Source organism: Nocardia sp. NPDC003979 (assembly GCF_053605015.1).
Genome location: NZ_JBSGIJ010000005.1, coordinates 516916 through 535696 on the forward strand (window position 1 = coordinate 516916; position 18781 = coordinate 535696).

Here is an 18781-nt window from a genome sequence, read left to right on the forward strand (position 1 = left end):
ATGGTTATCAAACTCACCTGATGGGGGCTGCGATGGCAGCGACAACGATGGTGCCGACCGAAACCGGTCAGCGGTGGGCCTACGGGCTGGTCCTCGCCGCCACCGGTGTGGCACTCGGTGTCTCCGGGGCGCCCGCCCCGCTGTACGGAATCTACGAAACCGAATGGCACCTGTCGCCGTTCACCACGACGATGGTCTTCGCCGTGTACGCGGTGGCCGCGCTCGGCGCGGTGCTGGTGTCGGGTCGCGTCTCCGACGTGGTCGGGCGCAAGCCGGTGATCGTCGGCGCGTTCGCCACCATGATCCTCGGGCTGCTGGCCTTCCTGCTCGCCGACTCGGTGCCGATGCTGCTGCTGGCGCGAGCCCTGCACGGCGCGGCGGTCGGGGCGACCGTGGTGGCGGGTGCCGCCGCGCTGCTGGATCTGCGACCCGAGCGGGGCGCGCGGTCCGGTCAGCTCAGCGGGGTGGCGTTCAATGTGGGCATCGCGATCGCGGTGCTCGGCACCGCTGTGCTCGCCCAGTACGCGCCGTCGCCGCTGCGCACGCCGTACGTGGTGATCGCCGTGATCTGCCTGGCCGCCGCGGCCGGGATCCTCGCGTTGCGCGAACCGCACGTCGCGCGCGTGAAGGGTCGCATCACGATCGCCAAACCCGCTGTTCCCCAGGAGATCAGGGCGGATTTCTGGTTCTCCGCGATCGGAGTCATGGCCGCCTGGTCGGTGCTCGGTGTGCTGCTGTCGCTGTATCCGTCGCTGGCAGCCGCGAAAACCGGCGTGCACAACCTGGTGTTCGGTGGGGCGGTGGTGGCCTCGACCGCCCTGGCCGGTGCGCTCGCGCAACTGTTCGCCACCCGCATTCCGGCGCGCAAGGCCGCGATCATCGGTGACCTCGGGATGGCCGCCGCGTTGCTGGCCACGATTCCGGCGCTGGCCACCAGGCAACCGGCTGCCGTGCTGATCGCGGGGCTGGTGCTCGGCGCGACGTTCGGGCTCGGCTTCGGTGGTTCGCTGCGCCATCTGTCGGAAGTGGTGCCGCCGCATCGGCGCGGAGAAACGATGTCGGCCTATTACCTGCTCGCCTATTCGGCAATGGCTCTGCCGACGCTCGCGGCGGGCTGGGCGGCGACCACCTGGGGAATCGCGACGGTATTCCCGTGGTTCATCGCAATCGTCGCCGTGGCCTGTGTGCTCGCCGCACTGCTCGGTGTGCGCGGTAGCCGAGCGAGGGTTTGAGGACGCACCCCGTCCGGCCGGTGTGAAGCGGCCGGACGGGGTCGCGGCTTTATACGGGCCAGCCTCCGTAGGGAACGGTGATCAGTTCCAGGAAATGGCCGTTGGGGTCGAGGAAGTACACGCCTCGGCCCCCGTCGTTGTGATTGATCTCGTTGACGCCGTGCTGCTGCGGATCGGCCCAATGGTCCAGCTTGTAGCGCTGGATCTTGGCATAGGCCGCGTCGAACTCGGCTTCGGAGACCAGGAACGCGTAGTGCTGCGGCTGGATCTCGGAAACGAACGGCGGCACCTTCGCGAAATCGAACGTGACACCGTTGTCGAGCGGGATGGGAATGAACGGACCCCACTCTTTTCCTATGTCCAACCCGAGGATGTCCGCCCAGAATTCGGCGGTTTCCCTATTGTCCCGACATCCGACAATGGTGTGATTGAACTGTATTGACAGGGGATTTCTCCTTGGTTCGTGACGGCGCCGACCCTGGGCTCGGTACAAGGCGGCCGACAGGAGCACCGTCACCGGGAACGAGATTAACGCCGAATCCCGGGTCCGGCAATGCCGATGGCGCGGTAGGTTCGCGCCATGAGGATTCGTGGAGCCGTTCTCGAACGTGTCGCCGATCCGGCGCCGTTCGCGCAGTCGCGGCCGATCACCGTGTGCGAACTGGAGCTGGCCGAGCCGGGTGACGGCGAGTTGCTGGTGCGGATCGAGGCGGCCGGGTTGTGCCATTCGGACCTGTCGGTGGTCGACGGCAACCGGGTGCGCCCGGTGCCGATGCTGCTCGGCCACGAGGCGGCGGGCATCGTCGAAGCGATCGGCGCCGGTGTCGACGATGTGACGGTGGGGCAGCGCGTGGTGATGACGTTCCTACCCCGCTGCGGCGACTGCGCGGGCTGTGCCAGCAACGGCCGCACACCCTGCGGGCCCGGCAGTGTGGCCAACAACGCGGGTGAGCTGCTCGGTGGTGGGCGGCGGCTGCGTCGCGACGGCGAGGATGTGCACCACCACCTGGGGGTATCCGGGTTCGCCACGCACGCTGTTGTGGATCGGCGGTCGGTGGTCCCGGTCGACGACGACGTACCACCGGAGGTGGCCGCGGTCCTGGGCTGCGCGGTCCTCACCGGCGGCGGCGCGCTGCTCAACGCCGCGAAACCCGATGCGGGAGACCGGATCATGGTGGTCGGGCTCGGTGGTGTCGGGATGGCAGCGGTGCTGGTCGCGGTGTCGCTCGGGCTGGGCGAGGTGATCGCCGTCGACACCGTGCCCGAAAAGCTGGCGCTGGCCAGAGAATTCGGCGCTACCGCCGCCTTCACGCCCGCCGAGATCGTCGACAAGGGGGTGAACGCCGACGTGGTGATCGAGGCGGCGGGCAATGTCCGTGCCTTCGAAACAGCCGTCGCCGCGACGGCTCCCGGTGGTGTCACCGTGACGGTCGGCCTGCCCGCACCCGATGCCACCGCCACGATCTCCCCGCTCGCACTGGTCGCCCAGGGCCGAACCATCATCGGCAGCTACCTCGGCTCGGCCGTGCCCGCCCGCGACATCCCCGAATACGTGCGGATGTGGCGCGCCGGGAAACTGCCGCTGGAACGGCTCGTATCGGCGCGCATCGGACTCGACGCGGTGAACGAGGCCATGGACGAACTCGCCGCGGGCGCCGCGCTGCGGCAGGTGATCGTTTTCGGCTGACCTCGGCGTCCCCGGCCGGTGCCTGCTCGATAGGCTTGCGGACAAGCGGAAACGACGACGAGGAGATGCGGTGACCATTCGGGTCGGAGTGCTCGGAGCACGCGGCAAGGTCGGGCAGGCCATCTGCGCGGCGGCGGAGGCGGCGGCCGATCTGGAGCTGGTGGCCCAGGTCGACAAGGGTGACGCGCTGGAGGCGTTCACCGAGACCGGCACCCAGGTCGTCGTCGACTTCACCCACCCCGATGTGGTGATGGGCAACCTGAAGTTCCTGATCGAGAACGGCATCCACGCCGTGGTCGGTACCACCGGCTTCGACGAGTCGCGGTTGGCCGAGGTGCGCGGCTGGTTGGCGCAGCGTCCCGAGGTCGGTGTGCTGATCGCGCCGAACTTCGCCATCGGGGCGGTGCTGTCGATGCGGTTCGCCGAGCAGGCGGCGCGGTTCTTCGAGTCGGTCGAGGTCATCGAACTGCACCACCCGAACAAGGCCGACGCGCCCTCGGGCACCGCCTACCGCACCGCCGCGCTCATCGCCGCCGCCCGCGACGAAGCCGGGGTCGGGCGCAGTCCCGACGCGACGACCGCCGAACTCGAGGGTGCGCGCGGCGCCGATGTCGACGGTGTACGCGTGCACTCGGTGCGCCTGGCCGGGCTCGTGGCCCACCAGGAGGTGCTCTTCGGCACCCAGGGCGAGACGCTGACCATCCGTCACGACTCCATCGACCGCAGCTCCTTCGCCCCCGGTGTGCTGCTCGGGGTTCGTGAGATCGCCGGACGGCCGGGCCTGACCGTCGGGCTCGACCCGTTCCTCGGCTTGTGAGCGCCGATCCGGTGACCCAGGCCGAGCCGAACCGTCAGGTCGTGAAAACCGTTGCGCTCGTTGCCTTCCTGGTGCTGGCGCTGGCGTTCTACTTCGTCCGCCTCGGTGGGCTTGCCATCGCCTACATCGCCGACGGCAAGCCGGCGGGCATCGCCATCGGCATCGGCATGCTTTTGCTGCCGATCGTCGGCGTGTGGATCGTGTGGACCACCTTGCAGGCGGCCCTCGATCATCAGCGCCTGGCCCGGCGCATCCACGAGGAGGGCCGCGAGGTCGACACCTCGCACCTGGCGCGCCGCCCGTCCGGCCGCATCGAGCGTGACGCGGCCGATGCCCTGTTCGCCGAGATCAAGGCCGAATGGGAGGCCGATCCGGACAACTGGCGCAGTTCCTACCGTCTGGCCCGCGCCTACGACTACGCCGGTGACCGCACCCGTGCCCGCGAAACCATGCGCCGCGCGGTGGCACTGGAGAAACTGGAACGCGACGGAAAGTAGCTCATGGCCCGGTTGCTGATCGTCCACCACACCCCCTCGCCGCACACGCAGGCGATGTTCGAATCGGTCCTGTCCGGTGCCACCGACCCGGAGATCGAGGGCGTGGAAGTGGTGCGCCGAGCCGCGCTGGCCGTCACCGCCGTCGACGTGCTGGAGGCCGACGGCTACCTGCTCGGCACCCCGGCCAACCTCGGCTACATGAGCGGCGCCCTCAAGCACGCCTTCGACACCATCTACTACCCGTGCCTGGACTCCACGCGCGGTCGTCCCTACGGGCTGTACCTGCACGGCAACGAGGGCACCGAGGGCGCCGAGGCGAGCGTCGAGCGGATCACCACCGGGCTCGGGTGGACGCGCGCGGCCGCGCCGGTGGTGGTGTCGGGGCCGCCGGGCAAGGCCGAACTGGAGCGTTGCTGGGAGCTCGGGGCCACCGTCGCCGCAGGTCTGATGGGGTGAGCGGGGTTCGCCCCGAATTCTGGTGGCTGACGTCCGCGTCGGCGATACGGTAGAACTCGACCCGACGTGTTGCGGGCTGGCCGCGGATGGGTGTTCGAGATGGGGAGTGGTCGGTGACCGAGGTGCAGACGGTGCGACGGATCGGGTTGGTCGAGGACCACGAATCGGTGGCGATCGGGTTGGCCGCCATGCTCGGCCCCGAACCCGACCTGGAACTGGTCGCCACCGCCGAGACCGTCGCGGGCTTGCTCGCCGACGCCGACGACCTGGACCTGGTGGTGCTCGACCTGCGCCTGCCCGACGGATCGAGCCCCGAGGACAACGTCACCGCGCTGCGCGAGCGCGGCATCGAGGTGCTGGTGTTCACCGGCGCCGACAACGCCTTCCTCGTCCGCTCGGCCGCCAAGGCGGGCGTGCTCGGCGTGCTGCGCAAATCCGAGGGCGCGGCCACCGTGGTCGATGCCGTGCGCCGCGCCGCCTCCGGCGAACAGGTGGTCACCACCGACTGGGCCGCCGCCATCGACGGCGACCCGCAGCTGTCCGACGTGGGTCTGAGCCCGCGCCAGGAGGAAGTGCTCATGCTCTACGCCTCGGGCGAGAAGGCCTCGCGTGTGGCCCGCCTGACGGGGCTGTCGGAGCAGACCGTCAACGACTACCTCGGCCGCATCCGGCAGAAATACGCCGACGCGGGCAGGCCCGCGCCCACCAAGACCGACCTGTACAAACGGGCCGTCGAGGACGGGTGGCTGCCCGTGCCGGAGAGGCAGCAGCGCACGTGAGCACCGCGGTCGCCGCCGCGCCCGCACCTGTCGCCGAGATCGACCTGTCGCACGCGGCGACCGATCAGATCCTGCGCAGGCTCGGAGTGGTCATCGGGATCGGTGCGCTGATCGTGATGATGCTCGAATTGCCGGCGGTGCTGGTGCAACCGGTCTACCTCGCCCGCTGGCCCGAGATCCACCTCGTGTCGGCCTATGTGCTGTTCGCGGTGCTGGCGATCGTGTCGGCGCGCGGCCCGGTGCGCGCCATCCGGCGTGCGGCCGGGGCCGCCGCGGTGGTCTATCTCGCGGCAGCGGCGGTGACGCCGCTGCTGTACTCGGTGACCTACATCGGCTCGTTCGCGTCCTGGCCCTACCGGGGACTGGCCGTCGGTGCGCTGGCGGCCGGTCTGGCATGGCCACGGCGGGTGGCTGCGGTCTTCGTGGCGCTGCTGGCGACGGTGGCCGCGATATCGAATGTGCTGGTGATCCCGGGCAGTTCGATGTGGACGCTGGTCGGTGACATCACCCGGGCGCTCGGTGTGGCCGCGCTGTTCCTCTGGTGCGTGGTGTACGCGCGGGCCGCCGCCGAACGCGTCGACCGGGAGGCCATCCGGCAGCGGGTGCGTGCCGCGACGGTCGCGGCGACCACCGCCCGCGAACGCGAAGGCGCCCGCTTCGCCGCACTCATCCACGACGCGGTGCTGTCGACTCTGCTGGAGGCCTCACGCAGTGCCGGGTCGACGCCGGTGCTGCGCCGCCAGGCCGCGCGCACCCTCGAACAGCTCGAACAGTCGCGCAACGCCCCCGAGATCGACCACTTCGACGCCGCCGCCACGGTCGAGTTCCTGCGCGACGCGGTGCGCGAAGTGGATCCCGAACTGCCCGTTCAGGTTTCCTCACGCGGTGCCGACCTGCGGCTGCCGGTGGAATCGGCGCGGGTACTCGGCGCGGCACTCATGGAGGCGGTGCGCAACAGCTTGCGCCATGCGGGTACACCCGGTCGCATCGTCCGGCGTGGCTTGTCGGTGACGATCGCGACCGGTGGCATCCGGGTCGTGCTCACCGACGACGGCGTCGGCTTCGACCCAGCCCGCGTCCCGGCCGACCGGATGGGCATCACCGGCAGCATCCTCGGCCGTATGCGCACCCTCGCGGGCGGCGCGGCGTTCGTCGAGTCCTCGCCCGGCGCGGGCACCGTGGTCACCCTGGTGTGGGCCAGCGATGGCTGAACGCGACCTGCCCTTCGGGATGCGTGACCTGTTCGGCCTCAGCGACGGAACCGCCTGGCTGTTCGTCGTCATCTTCGAAGCGACCATCGTGATGCACCTGCGGGTGAACTTCGGCATCGCCCCACTGCTGCCCGCCACGGCCGCGCTGCTGCTGATGGCGGCGGCCGCGCTGGTGGTGCTGGTGTTCCCGATGGATCCGCTGCCCTGGCCGCCCACGGTGTTCGTCGCGGCCGCCGGACCGATGGCGATGGCGCTCACCGTGCCGTGGGTGCAGAACCCTTCGGGCTTCTCCAATCAGCTGTGGACGGCCTATCCCACTTCGTACCTGCTGGCCATGCTCGTCCTGCGCGGGCGGGTCGGTGCGGCCTGGCTCGGCGTGGCCGCGGCCGCCTCGGTGCTCATGACACTCGGGGTCTTCACCGACTGGCACGCGGAAACCGTGGTGCGCGCGCTCACCCCGATCGCGACCGTCGGCGCGGTGACGGTGTTCATGGCCATCGTGCGGCCCACCCAGCGCTCACTGCGCGAGCTGGGATCGCAGGCGAATCTGCGCGCCGCCACCGAGGCGGCCCTGCACGCGGCGACCGCCGAGCGGGACCGTCAGCTGGTCCGGCTCGATCAGGTGGCCGGCCCGATCCTGACCCGCATCGCCGAAGGCCGCGAACTCACCGACGACGAACGCGAACAGTGCAGATTGCTGGAAGCCGAACTGCGCGACGGATTGCGCGCCCCCGAACTGGTCACCGAACGGCTGAGCGCCGCCGCACGGGGGGCGCGGGCGCGCGGCGTGGAGGTGACACTGCTCGACGACGGTGGCTTCCGTGGTGTCCCGGAATGGGTGCGGCGCAACGTGATCGAGGCCGCCGTCGAGGCACTGGACGCGGCCCGGGCGGGCACCGTGACCGTGCGGGTGCTGCCTATCGGCAGGCGCTGGGTGGCGACGGTGCTGGCCACCGGACCCGACGGTGACCGGCGCACCGAGATCGATACCGCCGGTGACGTGCGGGTTTCCACCTGACCCGAACCTGTCGTACCCCTGTGCCAGGGTGGTGGCATGCAGCGGATGAATGCGGCGGCGGCCCGGCGGATCGCGCTGGCCGCCCAGGGTTTCGGCAAACGCCGCCCGGCCAACCCCAAACGGCGGGCGATTCTCGATGTGGTGGCCAGAACCCGCCTGCTGCAACTGGATTCGGTCTCGGCGGTGGTGCGCGCCCACTACGCGCCGGTGTTCAGCCGGATCGGCCCCTACGATCGCACCCTGCTCGACGGCGCCGCCTGGAGCGACAGCCCACGCGCCAGGCGCGGCCTCGTCGAGTACTGGGCACACGAGGCCGCGCTCATCCCGGTCGCCGACTGGCCGCTGATGCGGTGGCGCATGGCCGAATACGAACACGGCCGGTGGGCGGGCATGCGCAAGGCGGCCGAACGCAACCCGACGCTCGGCAAGGACATCCTCGACGTGGTCACCGAGGTCGGTGCGGCCAGCGCCCGGGAGATCGAACGGCACCTCGAACTCGACAAGCCGCGCCCCAAGGGCACCTGGTGGAACCTCAGCGACACCAAACTGATCTGCGAACAACTGTTCGCCGCGGGCGAGCTGTCCACCGCGCGCCGGGTCGGGTTCACCCGCCACTACGACCTCACCGAGCGCGTCGTCCCCGCCGACATCCGCGAGCGCGAGATCGCCGAAGCCGACGCGGTTCGGGAACTGGTTCGTCGCGCGAGCCGGGCGCTCGGCATCGCCACCGAACCCGACCTGCGCGACTACTACCGGCTACACCGGCGCCAGAGCGCCCCGGCCATCGCCGAACTCGTCGACGCGGGCGAACTCGTGCCCGTCGATGTCGACGGCTGGGACGCACCGGCCTACCTGCACCCGGAGGCGAGCATCCCGCGCCGGATCACGGGTGCGGCCCTGCTGTGCCCGTTCGACCCGCTCATCTTCTTCCGGCCGCGCACGCAGCGGATCTTCGACTTCCACTACCGCATCGAGATCTACACCCCCGAACCCCAACGGGTGCACGGGTATTACGTCTTCCCGTTCCTGCTCGACGGCAAGCTCGTCGGCCGGGTAGACCTGCGCGCCGAACGCGCGACGGGGCGGCTGCTCGCGCCCGCCGCGTTCGCCGAGCCCGGCCACGCCACCGCCGAGACCGCCCACGCGCTGCGCGGCGCGCTCCGGGAGATGGCGGACTGGCTCGAACTCGACGAGGTGGTGATCGGCGAACGCGGCGACCTGGCCCCGCTGTTATGACCGGGTGCGCGTCACCACTTCTGTCCGCGCATCTGATCGCGCAACGCGCCGGTGACCGCACCCGAGAGCCACGAGTTCAGTGACTGCCCGTTCTGCTGGGCGGCTTCCTCGGCGCGGGACTTGAGCTGTTCGACCAGACGCAGCGTGACGCGGCTGATGTCACCGGTCATCTCCTCGAAGGTCGGGGGTTCGGCGTCGTCGCCGGACGTGTTCTTGCGCACGTCGGCCACGACGTCGGTGCCGTCGAGACGCACGTGCACGGTGCGGTCACCGAGCTCGGTGCTGATCTCGGCGGCCAGTTCCGACAGTGCCGACAGCAGCACCAGCCGGTGCGAGCTCTCCACCGCTGCGGCCAGTGCGGCGGCGGTGGCCTGCGTTTTCTCGTCGCCGAGAGCCGCGGCGGCGAGCAGTTCCTCGCGCAGCCGCGCGGTGTGAGCGTTCAGATCCATGACATCAGCATGACGTCACATATGACATCACGCAAGGAAGGCGACCCCTACCGGCCGCGACTTCGGCCGCTAGGGTGTCGAGGCTCTCGAGCCGACCGGGTAGCCTTTCTGACCATGACGAACGGTGAATCGACGCCCACGGAGCTGCACGCATCCGGCACGGTAGGTGTCGCGATGGTGACCCCCTTCAGCGCTGCGGGCAAGCTCGACGTGGACGCCGGGGTGGCACTCGCCGCTCGCCTGGTCGATCGCGGCGTCGATCTGCTCGTCGTCTCGGGCACCACCGGCGAGTCGCCGACCACCACCGAATCGGAGAAGGTCGACCTGCTGCGTGCCGTCGTCGACGCCGTCGGCGACCGCGCCACCATCATGGCCGGTGCCGGAACCTACGACACCGCGCACTCCATCGAGCTCTCGCGCGCTGCCGAGAACGCGGGCGCGCACGGTCTGCTCGTGGTGACCCCCTATTACTCCCGGCCGACGCAGGAGGGGCTGATCGCGCACTTCACCGCGGTCGCCGACGCCACGTCGCTGCCGGTGACGCTCTACGACATTCCACCGCGGTCGGTGGTGCCGATCGCCATCGACACGATCCGATATCTGTCCGAGCATCCGAACATCGTCGCCGTGAAGGACGCCAAGGGCGACCTCGTCTCCGGTGCCGATCTCATCTCGAGCACCGGACTGGCGTTCTACTCCGGTGACGACGGGCTCAATCTGCCCTGGCTCTCGGTGGGTGCTGTCGGATTCATCAGTGTGATCGGGCATCTGGTGCCCGAACGCCTGCGCGAGATCCACCAGGCCTACACGGCCGGTGAGGTGGCTCGGGCCAGGGAGCTCAACGCGACACTGCTGCCGCTGTACGCGGCCATGACCCGCCTGGGAGGTGTGGCGATGTGTAAGGGAGGACTGCAATTGCTCGGGATCGACGTGGGTGAACCACGGTTGCCCCAACTGATGCCGACGCCGGCTCAGCTCGACGAGCTGGCGCTGGATCTGCAAGCCGCGGGGGTGACCGCGTGACCGAACCCACTGGTCGTAAGCCTCGCCGCCGGGCCGCGTCGCGTCCCGCGGGCGCGCCGGAACCCACCCCGGCCGAAACCGTGCGCGAGACCCAGCCGGTCGCCGCGCCGCCCGCGGCCGAGCAGCCCGCTGCCGCACCCGCCGCGGTCGAGCCGGTCGCCGAGATCGTCGCCGAGGCGGAACTGACGGCCGAGGCCGAGTCGGTTCCCGAGGCGCTCGAGATCGCGCAGGACCGCGCCCCCGCGAAGAAGGCGGCGTCGCGTCGCGCCAAGGCCAAGCCCGCCGAACAGGCCGCCCAGCAGCCGAACCGTCGCGGTGGCGGCGGTGGCCGGGGCAGGCAGGGTGGCCGGGGTCGCGGTGACGCGCAGGCCGAGCCGCGCGAGAAGGCGGCTCAGGACAAACTGGGACTGCCGCCCAAGCTGCCCAAGAACGGGCTGCGCGTGTTCGCGCTCGGCGGCATCGGCGAAATCGGCCGCAACATGACCGTTTTCGAATACAACGGCAAGCTGCTGATCGTCGACTGCGGTGTGCTGTTCCCCGAGGACCAGCAGCCCGGCGTGGACCTGATCCTGCCCGACTTCCGGCCCATCGAGGACCGGATGGACGACATCGAGGCGATCGTGCTCACGCACGGTCACGAGGACCACATCGGCGCGGTGCCGTTCCTGCTGCGCATGCGCCCCGACATCCCGGTGATCGGCGCCAAGTTCACCCTCGCCCTGGTCGCGGCCAAGGCTCGTGAGCACCGCCTGCAGCCGCGGCTGCGCGAGGTCGCCGAGGGCGAGACCACCGTGCACGGGCCGTTCGAGCTCGAGTACTTCGCGGTCAACCACTCCATCCCCGACGCGCTGGCCGTGGCCATCCGCACCCCGGCGGGCGTGGTGCTGCACACCGGCGACATCAAGCTCGACCAGCTGCCCCTGGACGGCCGCCTCACCGACCTCGCCGGTTTCTCCCGCCTGGGCGACGAGGGCGTCGACCTGTTCCTGGTCGACTCGACCAACGCCGAGGTCCCCGGCTTCGTCACGCCCGAACGCGAGATCGGCGGAGTGCTCGACAATGTGATCGGCAAGGCCCGCAACCGGGTGATCGTCGCGTCGTTCGCCAGCCACGTGCACCGCATCCAGCAGGTGGTCGACGTGGCCCAGAAGCACAACCGCAAGGTGTGTTTCGTCGGCCGCTCGATGGTGCGCAACATGCAGATCGCCCAGGATCTCGGCTACCTGTCGGTGCCCGACAACGTCGTGGTCGAAATGGATCAGGCGGCGAACCTGCCCGGCAACCGCCTGGTGCTGATCTCGACCGGTTCCCAGGGTGAACCGCTCTCGGCGCTGGCGCGGATGGCCCGCGGCGACCACCGCCAGATCAACATCCGCGCCGACGACCTGATCGTGCTCGCGTCCTCGCTGATCCCCGGCAACGAGAACTCGGTGTTCGCCGTGGTCAACGGCCTGGCCCGGCTCGGCGCCACCGTCATCACCCAGCAGAGCGCCAAGGTGCACGTCTCCGGGCACGCCTCGGCCGGTGAGCTGCTGTACCTGTACAACGCGGTGCGCCCGACCAACGCGATGCCGGTGCACGGCGAATGGCGTCACCTGCGCGCCAACGCCGCGCTCGCGGTGGCCACCGGTGTGCCGGAGGAGCGGGTCGTGCTCGCCGAGGACGGCGTCGTGGTCGACCTGGTCGACGGCATCGCCTCCATCGTCGGCCGGGTCCCGGTCGGGCACGTCTACGTCGACGGACTCTCCGTCGGTGACGTCGGCGAGTCGACGCTGTCGGACCGCCTGGTCCTCGGTGAGGGTGGCTTCATCTCGATCGCCATCGTCATCGACGCCACCACCGGCAAGGCGGTGAGCACCCCCGAGATCAACGGGCGTGGCTTCTCCGACGACCCCACCGCCCTCGACGGCGCGAACGAGCTGGTCGAGGCGGAGCTGCTCCGCCTGGCGGGCGAGGGCATCACCGACACCCACCGCATCGCCCAGGGCGTGCGCCGGGTGGTCGGCCGCTGGGTCGCCGACACCTACCGTCGCCGCCCGATGATCGTGCCGACGGTCATCGGCGTCTGACCTCACGGAAACGAAAACCGCCGGGTGACGTTGTCGCCCGGCGGTTTTCGTCGTTTCTCAGGCCTGGCAGGCCGCGGAGTCGAGCTTGGCCGACTTCACGATGTTGCAGGCGAAGGTGTGCGACACCTTCCACGACTCGTCCTCGGCGACGAAGTCGATGAAGGCGTCCTGCACGGGCTGGCCGTCGATGGTGACATCGGCGTCGGCCTTGAGCTTGCCGTCGGCGGGCTCACCCACATTGGTGATGGAGACCTTCACGTTGTTCTTCTTCGCGGCGTCGACGAACTTGTCGACCAGCATCGGGTCCTGATCGGCGTCCTCGATGTAGGTCTTCTTCTCGTCGGCGGTGAGCTGGCCGCTCATCGCCTTGGTGAGCCGCGCGTTGAGTTCCTCGACGGTCGGCTTGGGCAGGTTCGGCGGGGTGGTCTCGGCGACGTCGCCGCCTTCCTCCTTGTCCTGCTTGGCCGTACCGGACTCGAAGGCGGCCGCGGTGGTGGTGGCGCCCGCGCTGCTCGACTCGGTGTCCGAGGAACCGCACGCGCTCAGCCCCAGCGACGCGACGAGCGCGACGAGGACGGCGGCGGTCTTGATCGGTCGGTTGTTCACTACAACTCCCATGATGGTGGTCGAAACGGTCGGGCTAGAGCTGGTAACCGCTGGTGCAGTTCCAGTGCTTGATCGAGGCATTGCCCGGATTACGGTTCAGCGCTTCGCGTTTGGCGCCACCGATGGTCGAGGCCGAGCCGTAGCTCCACCAGCCACGCGAGATCGCGATGGCTCCGCAGCCGTTTCGATAGGAGACCTTCACGTCGCAACCGCCGCCGCCACCGCCGCGCCGGCAGGCGGCCATGGCACCCGCTTCGGCGTCGGCGTAGCTGCCGTAGTCGGTCGCGTACCCGTACACCCCCGATTTGACCGACGCCGCGATGGCGCCGTAGTAGCCCGACTGCGCCTGGGCCGGTGCGATGTGCCCCGCGAACATGGTCGCGACGGTGGCACCAAGCACGGCCGCGCTGGTGAGCATTCTCTTCACTTGTTCCCCTTCATACGCATGGGTCGACGACCCGATAGAGCGCAGTCAAAGTACCGAGCGGTGTGCTGCCCGCGCCACCGCTGGCCGCCCAGATCGGCCGAAATGCTGGAAATCGGCAAGGATTCGGTAAGCGACGGGCCGCGAAACGCCCTCGATCCGGGATTTCCGCGCGTTGACCGGCGGGCCCGCGACCTGCGGGTCCGGCGCGTATCGGCGGTCACATCACCCGTGGGACCAGTGTTGCGGATGGTCTCGATGGTGTGCGAGCGGCTAGCCTGATCGTCATGGCAGGTAAGTCCCGCAGCACCACGACCTCTCGTGCGCGGGCGGGATCGAGCAGGGGGCAGACGCCGTCGGCGCGGTCTCGTTCGACGACACCGCGAGCGTCGTCGGCCGCGCGTGGGCGAACCACTCCCGCCCGCAGACCCGCCAAACGCGCCTCGAACACCGCACCGCTGGCCGTCATCGGCCGGGGCGTCACCAGCGGCTGGACGATGCTCGCGCGCGGCCTCGGCGCCACCACCCGCACGCTGAGCCGTGCGGGCGAACTCGAGCACGGGCATCGTCGCGACGGAATCGGACTGGCGCTCATCGCGTTGAGCGTGATCATCGCCGCCGCGGTGTGGTTGTCGGCCGGTGGCCCGGTGGGGCGTTTCCTCGAGGACATCGTGCGCGCGATCGCCGGGTCGGCGGCCGCGGTGGCGCCGCTGCTGTTCGTGGCGATCGCGGTGGTGCTGATGCGCACCGAACCGCATCCGGAGATCCGGCCACGGCTGGTCCTCGGCGGGCTGCTGGTGATCCTGCCCGCGCTCGGCATCTGGCATCTGGCGGCGGGGTCACCCACCGACGCGCACGGACGTTCGCGTGCCGCGGGCGCGCTCGGCTACGCCATCGGCGGCCCGCTCGGCCAGGGGCTCACCCCGTGGCTGGCGATGCCGATTCTGTTGCTGGCCATGGTCTTCGGTGTGCTGTTGCTCACGGGGACCACGGTGCGCGAGGTGCCGTCGCGGCTGCGCGAATACTTCGGCCTCGGCGAATACGCCGACGACAGCGACCCTTACGACCCGGCCAACTACGACGCCGACGGATTCCCGGTGCACCGCAACCGGTCCCGTCGTGGCGCCGCTTCGGCGGCCGACGATTTCGCCGGATCCGACGCGGTCACCGAGTCGCTGGGGGAGCCGCCGCTGCGCGATGCCAAACCCATCGTCGACGAGCCGCCCGCCCCCGCGCCGAAACCGGCCCGCAAGCGCCCGGCTCCCGCACCCGTCGACCAGACGCCGCCGCCACCACCGGAACCGGAGTTCGTCACCGACCGTGTGGTCGACGGCGACTACTCGCTGCCGCCGCTGAGCCTGCTGCTCGACGGTGACCCGCCCAAGAAGCGTTCGGCCGCCAACGAATCGATGATCGAGGCGATCACCGAGGTCCTGGTGCAGTTCAAGATCGATGCCGCGGTCACCGGATTCGTGCGCGGCCCGACCGTCACCCGGTACGAGGTGGAGCTCGGCCCCGGCGTGAAGGTCGAGAAGATCACCGCACTGGCCCGCAACCTCGCCTACGCCGTGGCGACGGAGAACGTGCGCCTGCTCGCACCCATCCCGGGCAAGTCGGCGGTGGGTATCGAGGTGCCCAATGCCGACCGCGAGCTGGTCCGCCTGGCCGACGTGCTCAAGTCGCCGCACACCCGCAACGACCACCATCCGCTGGTGATCGGCCTCGGCAAGAACATCGAGGGCGAGTTCGTCTCGGCGAACCTGGCCAAGATGCCGCACCTGCTGGTGGCGGGTTCCACCGGTTCGGGTAAGTCCAGCTTCGTCAACTCGATGCTGATCTCCTTGCTGCACCGGGCCACTCCCGAAGAGGTCAGGATGATCCTGATCGACCCGAAGATGGTGGAACTCACGCCCTACGAGGGCATTCCGCACCTGATCACGCCCATCATCACCCAGCCCAAGAAGGCCGCCGCCGCCCTGGCCTGGCTGGTGGAGGAGATGGAACAGCGCTACCAGGACATGCAGGCCAACAAGGTCCGCCACATCGACGACTTCAACAAGAACGTGCGCTCGGGCAAGATCACCGCCCCGCTCGGCAGCGAACGGGTCTACCGGCCCTACCCGTACATCCTCGCCATCGTCGACGAGCTGGCCGACCTGATGATGACCGCCCCACGTGACGTCGAGGACGCGATCGTGCGGATCACCCAGAAGGCGCGTGCGGCGGGCATCCACCTGGTGCTGGCCACCCAGCGGCCCTCGGTCGACGTGGTGACCGGCCTGATCAAGACCAATGTGCCCTCACGGCTGGCGTTCGCCACCTCCTCGCTCACCGACTCGCGCGTCATCCTCGATCAGCCGGGCGCGGAGAAGCTGATCGGCATGGGCGACGGCCTGTTCCTGCCGATGGGCGCCGGTAAGCCGACCCGTCTGCAGGGCGCTTTCATCTCCGACGAGGAGATCCAGGCGGTCGTCGAGTTCAGCAAGACCCAGGCCGAACCGGAGTACCAGGAGGGCGTCACCGCCGCCAAGGCGGGCGAGACCAAGGATGTCGACCCCGATATCGGCGACGACATGGACGTGTTGCTCCAGGCGGTGGAACTGGTCGTCACCTCACAGTTCGGCTCCACCTCCATGCTGCAGCGCAAACTGCGTGTCGGTTTCGCCAAGGCGGGCAGGCTGATGGACCTCATGGAGACCCGAGGTGTCGTCGGTCCGAGCGAGGGCTCCAAGGCACGCGACGTGCTGGTGAAGCCCGACGAACTCGATGGTCTGCTGTGGTCGATCCGTGGCGGTGATCCGGCGGATTCCGGGGACGGCGAATAGCGCACTGCTGGTTTGCTCTGACCGTGCCGTCAGCGAGCGGCGACGAACGAGGAGGGACCGGGGCGCGGGGTGCCGATCGCGGGGAGCGGCCGGAGGCGGGTTCGGGTCAGCTGCCGATGCCCGCGCGCGACACGCGCTGCGGTCGCGCGGCATCCTCGGACAGCCGTGGCATCGCGGCGAAATGGTCGTACTCGGCGGTCACGGCTGACTCCTCTCGCGGTGCCGGTGGGTGGTCGATGTGTCGACGGTAGCAGCGGCCGTGACGAGGCGAAACGGGTTTTCGGCTCGGCTACCGGCGCGGACGGGTTCGCACGGCTGTGTGTGGAATCATGGCGGGCAATCGCTCCGCAAAGTTGGCTGAAACGGACATATTGGACATGATGGACGGCATGAACCTCATCGATCGGACCACTTCATGGATGTGACCACGCTCGAATGGGTGATCACCGGCTTGGTGATCCTCGGACTGTTCGTCTTCGACTTCTTCGCCCACGTGCGCACGCCGCACGAACCGACCTTCAAGGAATCGGGCATCTGGTCGGCTGTTTACATCGGCCTCGCCCTGCTGTTCGGCGGGTACGTCGCCTGGAAATGGGGCGGCACCTTCGCCGGCGAGTACTACGCCGGTTTCGTCACCGAGAAGGCGCTCTCGGTGGACAACCTGTTCATCTTCCTCATCATCATGACCACCTTCGCGGTGCCGCGGATGTACCAGCAGAAGGTGCTGCTCATCGGCATCGTGCTCGCCCTGGTGATGCGCGGTGTGTTCATCGCGGTCGGTGCGGCCGCGATCAGCGCGTTCAGCTGGGTGTTCTACCTGTTCGGCGCGTTCCTGATCTACACCGCGATCAAGCTGCTGCGCGAGAGCGGGCACGAGGCCGAACACGAGGAGCAGCGCGACAGCCGCATCGTCGCGCTGGCCAAGCGGGTGCTGCCGACCACCGACCAGTACGACGGCGACAAGCTGATCACCAAGATCGACGGCAAACGAGTGGTCACCCCGCTGCTGATGGCGTTGCTCGCCATCGGTTTCGCCGACCTGCTCTTCGCGCTCGACTCGATTCCGGCCATCTACGGCCTCACCGAGCAGCCGTACCTGGTGTTCACCGCCAACGCCTTCGCCCTGATGGGTCTGCGACAGCTGTACTTCCTCATCGGTGGGCTGCTGGACCGGCTGGTGTACCTGTCCTACGGTCTGGCCGCCATCCTGGCGTTCATCGGTGTGAAGCTGGTGCTGCACGCGCTGCACGAGAACACCCTCGGCTTCATCAACGGCGGCGAGCACGTGAGCGTGCCGGAGATCTCCACGCCGGTGTCGCTGAGCGTGATCCTCGGGATTCTCGTGATCGCGACGGTGGCGAGCCTGCTGAAGACCCGGCGCGCGTCTGTCTGATCGACGAGGAACAGCCCGGAACCCGTGGGGTTCCGGGCTGTTCGCGTGTGCGCGCTATTCGGAGAAGGCGCCCATCACGGGCAGCCACTCCACCACGCGCACGTCCTCGATCAGGCCGAGCTTCGCGAACGGGTCCTCGGTGAGCAGTTGCTCGAGCGAGGCCTTGTCCTCGGCCCGGAACAGCAGCAGGGCGCCCGAACCGTCCGCGTACGGGCCGCTGGTGAGCACGGTGCCCGCGTCGACCAGGGCGTTGAGCCAGCCTCGGTGCTCGGGCCGATTGGTGGTCCGCGCGGCGGCGGTGGCCTCGGTGTAGGTGTAGTGGACGGCGAAGATCGGCACGTCGATCAACTTTCTCGCGGTGGGTATCTACAGGGTGAGCAGCATGCGGGTGTTGCCGAGGGTGTTCGGCTTCACGAAACTCAGGTCGAGGAACTCGGCCACACCGGTGTCGTAGGAACGGCACATCTCCGCGTACACCTCGGCCGTCACCGGCGTGCCGTCGATCTCGACGAAACCGTGCCTGCCGAAGAAGTCGACCTCGAAGGTGAGCACGAACACCCGCTGCAACTGCAGCTCCCGTGCCACCTCGACCAGCTGACGCACCACCGCGCCGCCCACCCCGCGACCCTTGACAACCGGATCGACCGCGACCGTGCGCACCTCGCCCAGATCGGCCCACAGCACGTGCAGCGCGCCGCACCCCACGACCCGGCCCTCGACCTCGGCAACCCAGAACTCCTGCACCGACTCGTACAGGGTGACCAGGTTCTTCTCCAGCAGGATCCGGCCGGCGTACTCGTCGACCAGACGCTTGATCTCGGGGACATCCGAGGTTCGCGCTCGTCGCACGGTGACGTCTCGAACTGGCGCCACGGTAGGCGCGGACGGGTGCGCGTCGCTGGTCGGACCACCTGCTGGTCCCCGTGAAGTCATGGGGTGCACAGTAGTCGGCCCTGTTACCGATAGTCTGAACATGTGCCGCACATCCTGTCGTTCCGCTCATCGCATCGCGCCGGGCCCGGCGACCGGGGAATACGGCACTGCACGCGTGAGCAAACA

The 18781-nt window shown here is 69.2% G+C and carries 19 protein-coding genes; 13 read left to right on the forward strand and 6 right to left on the reverse strand.

Going from position 1 to position 18781, the window contains the following annotated elements:
• The first annotated feature begins 32 nt into the window (after positions 1-32).
• On the forward strand, positions 33-1232 hold the full coding sequence (locus tag ACWEVR_RS14640) for an MFS transporter (protein WP_452467344.1): 1200 nt from the start codon (positions 33-35) through the stop codon (positions 1230-1232).
• 49 nt (positions 1233-1281) lie between these two features.
• Here the strand turns inward: ACWEVR_RS14640 and ACWEVR_RS14645 are convergent, their stop codons facing one another.
• Entirely contained in the window at positions 1282-1677 is a 396-nt protein-coding gene (locus ACWEVR_RS14645) for a VOC family protein (RefSeq protein WP_452467389.1), read from the reverse strand.
• 135 nt (positions 1678-1812) lie between these two features.
• On the opposite strand from ACWEVR_RS14645, the gene ACWEVR_RS14650 reads away from it, so the two are divergent.
• The 8 genes from ACWEVR_RS14650 to ACWEVR_RS14685 all read left to right on the forward strand — a co-directional run bounded on the left by ACWEVR_RS14650 (position 1813) and on the right by ACWEVR_RS14685 (position 8933).
• Positions 1813-2919, forward strand: a complete 1107-nt coding sequence (locus ACWEVR_RS14650) for a zinc-binding dehydrogenase (protein WP_452467345.1) — start codon at positions 1813-1815, stop codon at positions 2917-2919.
• Between the two features lie 70 nt (positions 2920-2989).
• Entirely contained in the window at positions 2990-3736 is a 747-nt protein-coding gene (dapB, locus tag ACWEVR_RS14655; protein WP_452467346.1) for a 4-hydroxy-tetrahydrodipicolinate reductase, read from the forward strand.
• Positions 3733-4233, forward strand: a complete 501-nt coding sequence (locus ACWEVR_RS14660; protein WP_452467347.1) for a hypothetical protein — start codon at positions 3733-3735, stop codon at positions 4231-4233. Before dapB ends, ACWEVR_RS14660 begins: the two co-directional genes overlap by 4 nt.
• 3 nt (positions 4234-4236) lie before the next feature.
• Positions 4237-4689 (forward strand): flavodoxin family protein, encoded by a 453-nt coding sequence (locus ACWEVR_RS14665; RefSeq protein ID WP_452467348.1) that lies wholly within the window; start codon positions 4237-4239, stop codon positions 4687-4689.
• An 86-nt stretch (positions 4690-4775) separates the two neighbouring features.
• A complete protein-coding gene (locus ACWEVR_RS14670; RefSeq protein ID WP_067492691.1) occupies positions 4776-5468 on the forward strand; it encodes a response regulator transcription factor in 693 nt (230 codons plus the stop codon).
• Entirely contained in the window at positions 5465-6679 is a 1215-nt protein-coding gene (locus tag ACWEVR_RS14675; protein ID WP_452467349.1) for a sensor histidine kinase, read from the forward strand. The genes ACWEVR_RS14670 and ACWEVR_RS14675 overlap by 4 nt, the downstream gene beginning before the upstream one ends.
• Positions 6672-7697: a hypothetical protein gene (locus ACWEVR_RS14680; RefSeq protein WP_452467350.1), complete on the forward strand. Its 1026-nt coding sequence runs from the start codon at positions 6672-6674 to the stop codon at positions 7695-7697. Before ACWEVR_RS14675 ends, ACWEVR_RS14680 begins: the two co-directional genes overlap by 8 nt.
• Positions 7698-7733: 36 nt before the next feature.
• Positions 7734-8933: a DNA glycosylase AlkZ-like family protein gene (locus ACWEVR_RS14685; protein WP_439261827.1), complete on the forward strand. Its 1200-nt coding sequence runs from the start codon at positions 7734-7736 to the stop codon at positions 8931-8933.
• Between the two features lie 11 nt (positions 8934-8944).
• Here ACWEVR_RS14685 and ACWEVR_RS14690 read toward each other — a convergent pair whose 3' ends face one another.
• Positions 8945-9382 carry a hypothetical protein gene (locus ACWEVR_RS14690; RefSeq protein ID WP_067492704.1) on the reverse strand — a complete coding sequence of 146 codons (438 nt, stop codon included), beginning with the start codon at positions 9380-9382 and terminating at the stop codon, positions 8945-8947.
• A gap of 114 nt (positions 9383-9496) precedes the next feature.
• Here ACWEVR_RS14690 and dapA point away from each other — a divergent pair, with 114 nt between their 5' ends.
• Positions 9497-10405, forward strand: coding sequence for a 4-hydroxy-tetrahydrodipicolinate synthase (gene dapA, locus ACWEVR_RS14695; RefSeq protein WP_067492706.1), 909 nt, complete (start codon positions 9497-9499; stop codon positions 10403-10405).
• Entirely contained in the window at positions 10402-12474 is a 2073-nt protein-coding gene (locus ACWEVR_RS14700; protein WP_452467351.1) for a ribonuclease J, read from the forward strand. The genes dapA and ACWEVR_RS14700 overlap by 4 nt, the downstream gene beginning before the upstream one ends.
• Before the next feature lie 57 nt (positions 12475-12531).
• Here the strand turns inward: ACWEVR_RS14700 and ACWEVR_RS14705 are convergent, their stop codons facing one another.
• The gene (locus ACWEVR_RS14705) at positions 12532-13080 is read right to left on the reverse strand and encodes a hypothetical protein (RefSeq protein WP_067636350.1); all 549 of its coding nucleotides are present in this window, start codon (positions 13078-13080) and stop codon (positions 12532-12534) included.
• A 34-nt stretch (positions 13081-13114) separates the two neighbouring features.
• A complete protein-coding gene (locus tag ACWEVR_RS14710; RefSeq protein ID WP_067492712.1) occupies positions 13115-13498 on the reverse strand; it encodes a DUF4189 domain-containing protein in 384 nt (127 codons plus the stop codon).
• A 293-nt stretch (positions 13499-13791) separates the two neighbouring features.
• Between ACWEVR_RS14710 and ACWEVR_RS14715 the strand changes: the two genes are divergently transcribed.
• Complete coding sequence (locus tag ACWEVR_RS14715) at positions 13792-16329, forward strand: DNA translocase FtsK (RefSeq protein ID WP_452467352.1); 2538 nt, start codon at positions 13792-13794, stop codon at positions 16327-16329.
• Positions 16330-16744: 415 nt separating this feature from the next.
• A complete protein-coding gene (locus ACWEVR_RS14720; RefSeq protein WP_452467353.1) occupies positions 16745-17722 on the forward strand; it encodes a TerC family protein in 978 nt (325 codons plus the stop codon).
• Between the two features lie 54 nt (positions 17723-17776).
• On the opposite strand, the gene ACWEVR_RS14725 is transcribed toward ACWEVR_RS14720, so the two are convergent.
• Both ACWEVR_RS14725 and ACWEVR_RS14730 read right to left on the reverse strand, forming a co-directional pair.
• The gene (locus ACWEVR_RS14725; protein WP_452467354.1) at positions 17777-18061 is read right to left on the reverse strand and encodes a YciI family protein; all 285 of its coding nucleotides are present in this window, start codon (positions 18059-18061) and stop codon (positions 17777-17779) included.
• A 27-nt stretch (positions 18062-18088) separates the two neighbouring features.
• On the reverse strand, positions 18089-18655 hold the full coding sequence (locus ACWEVR_RS14730; RefSeq protein WP_084456481.1) for an amino-acid N-acetyltransferase: 567 nt from the start codon (positions 18653-18655) through the stop codon (positions 18089-18091).
• Positions 18656-18781 lie beyond the last annotated feature (126 nt).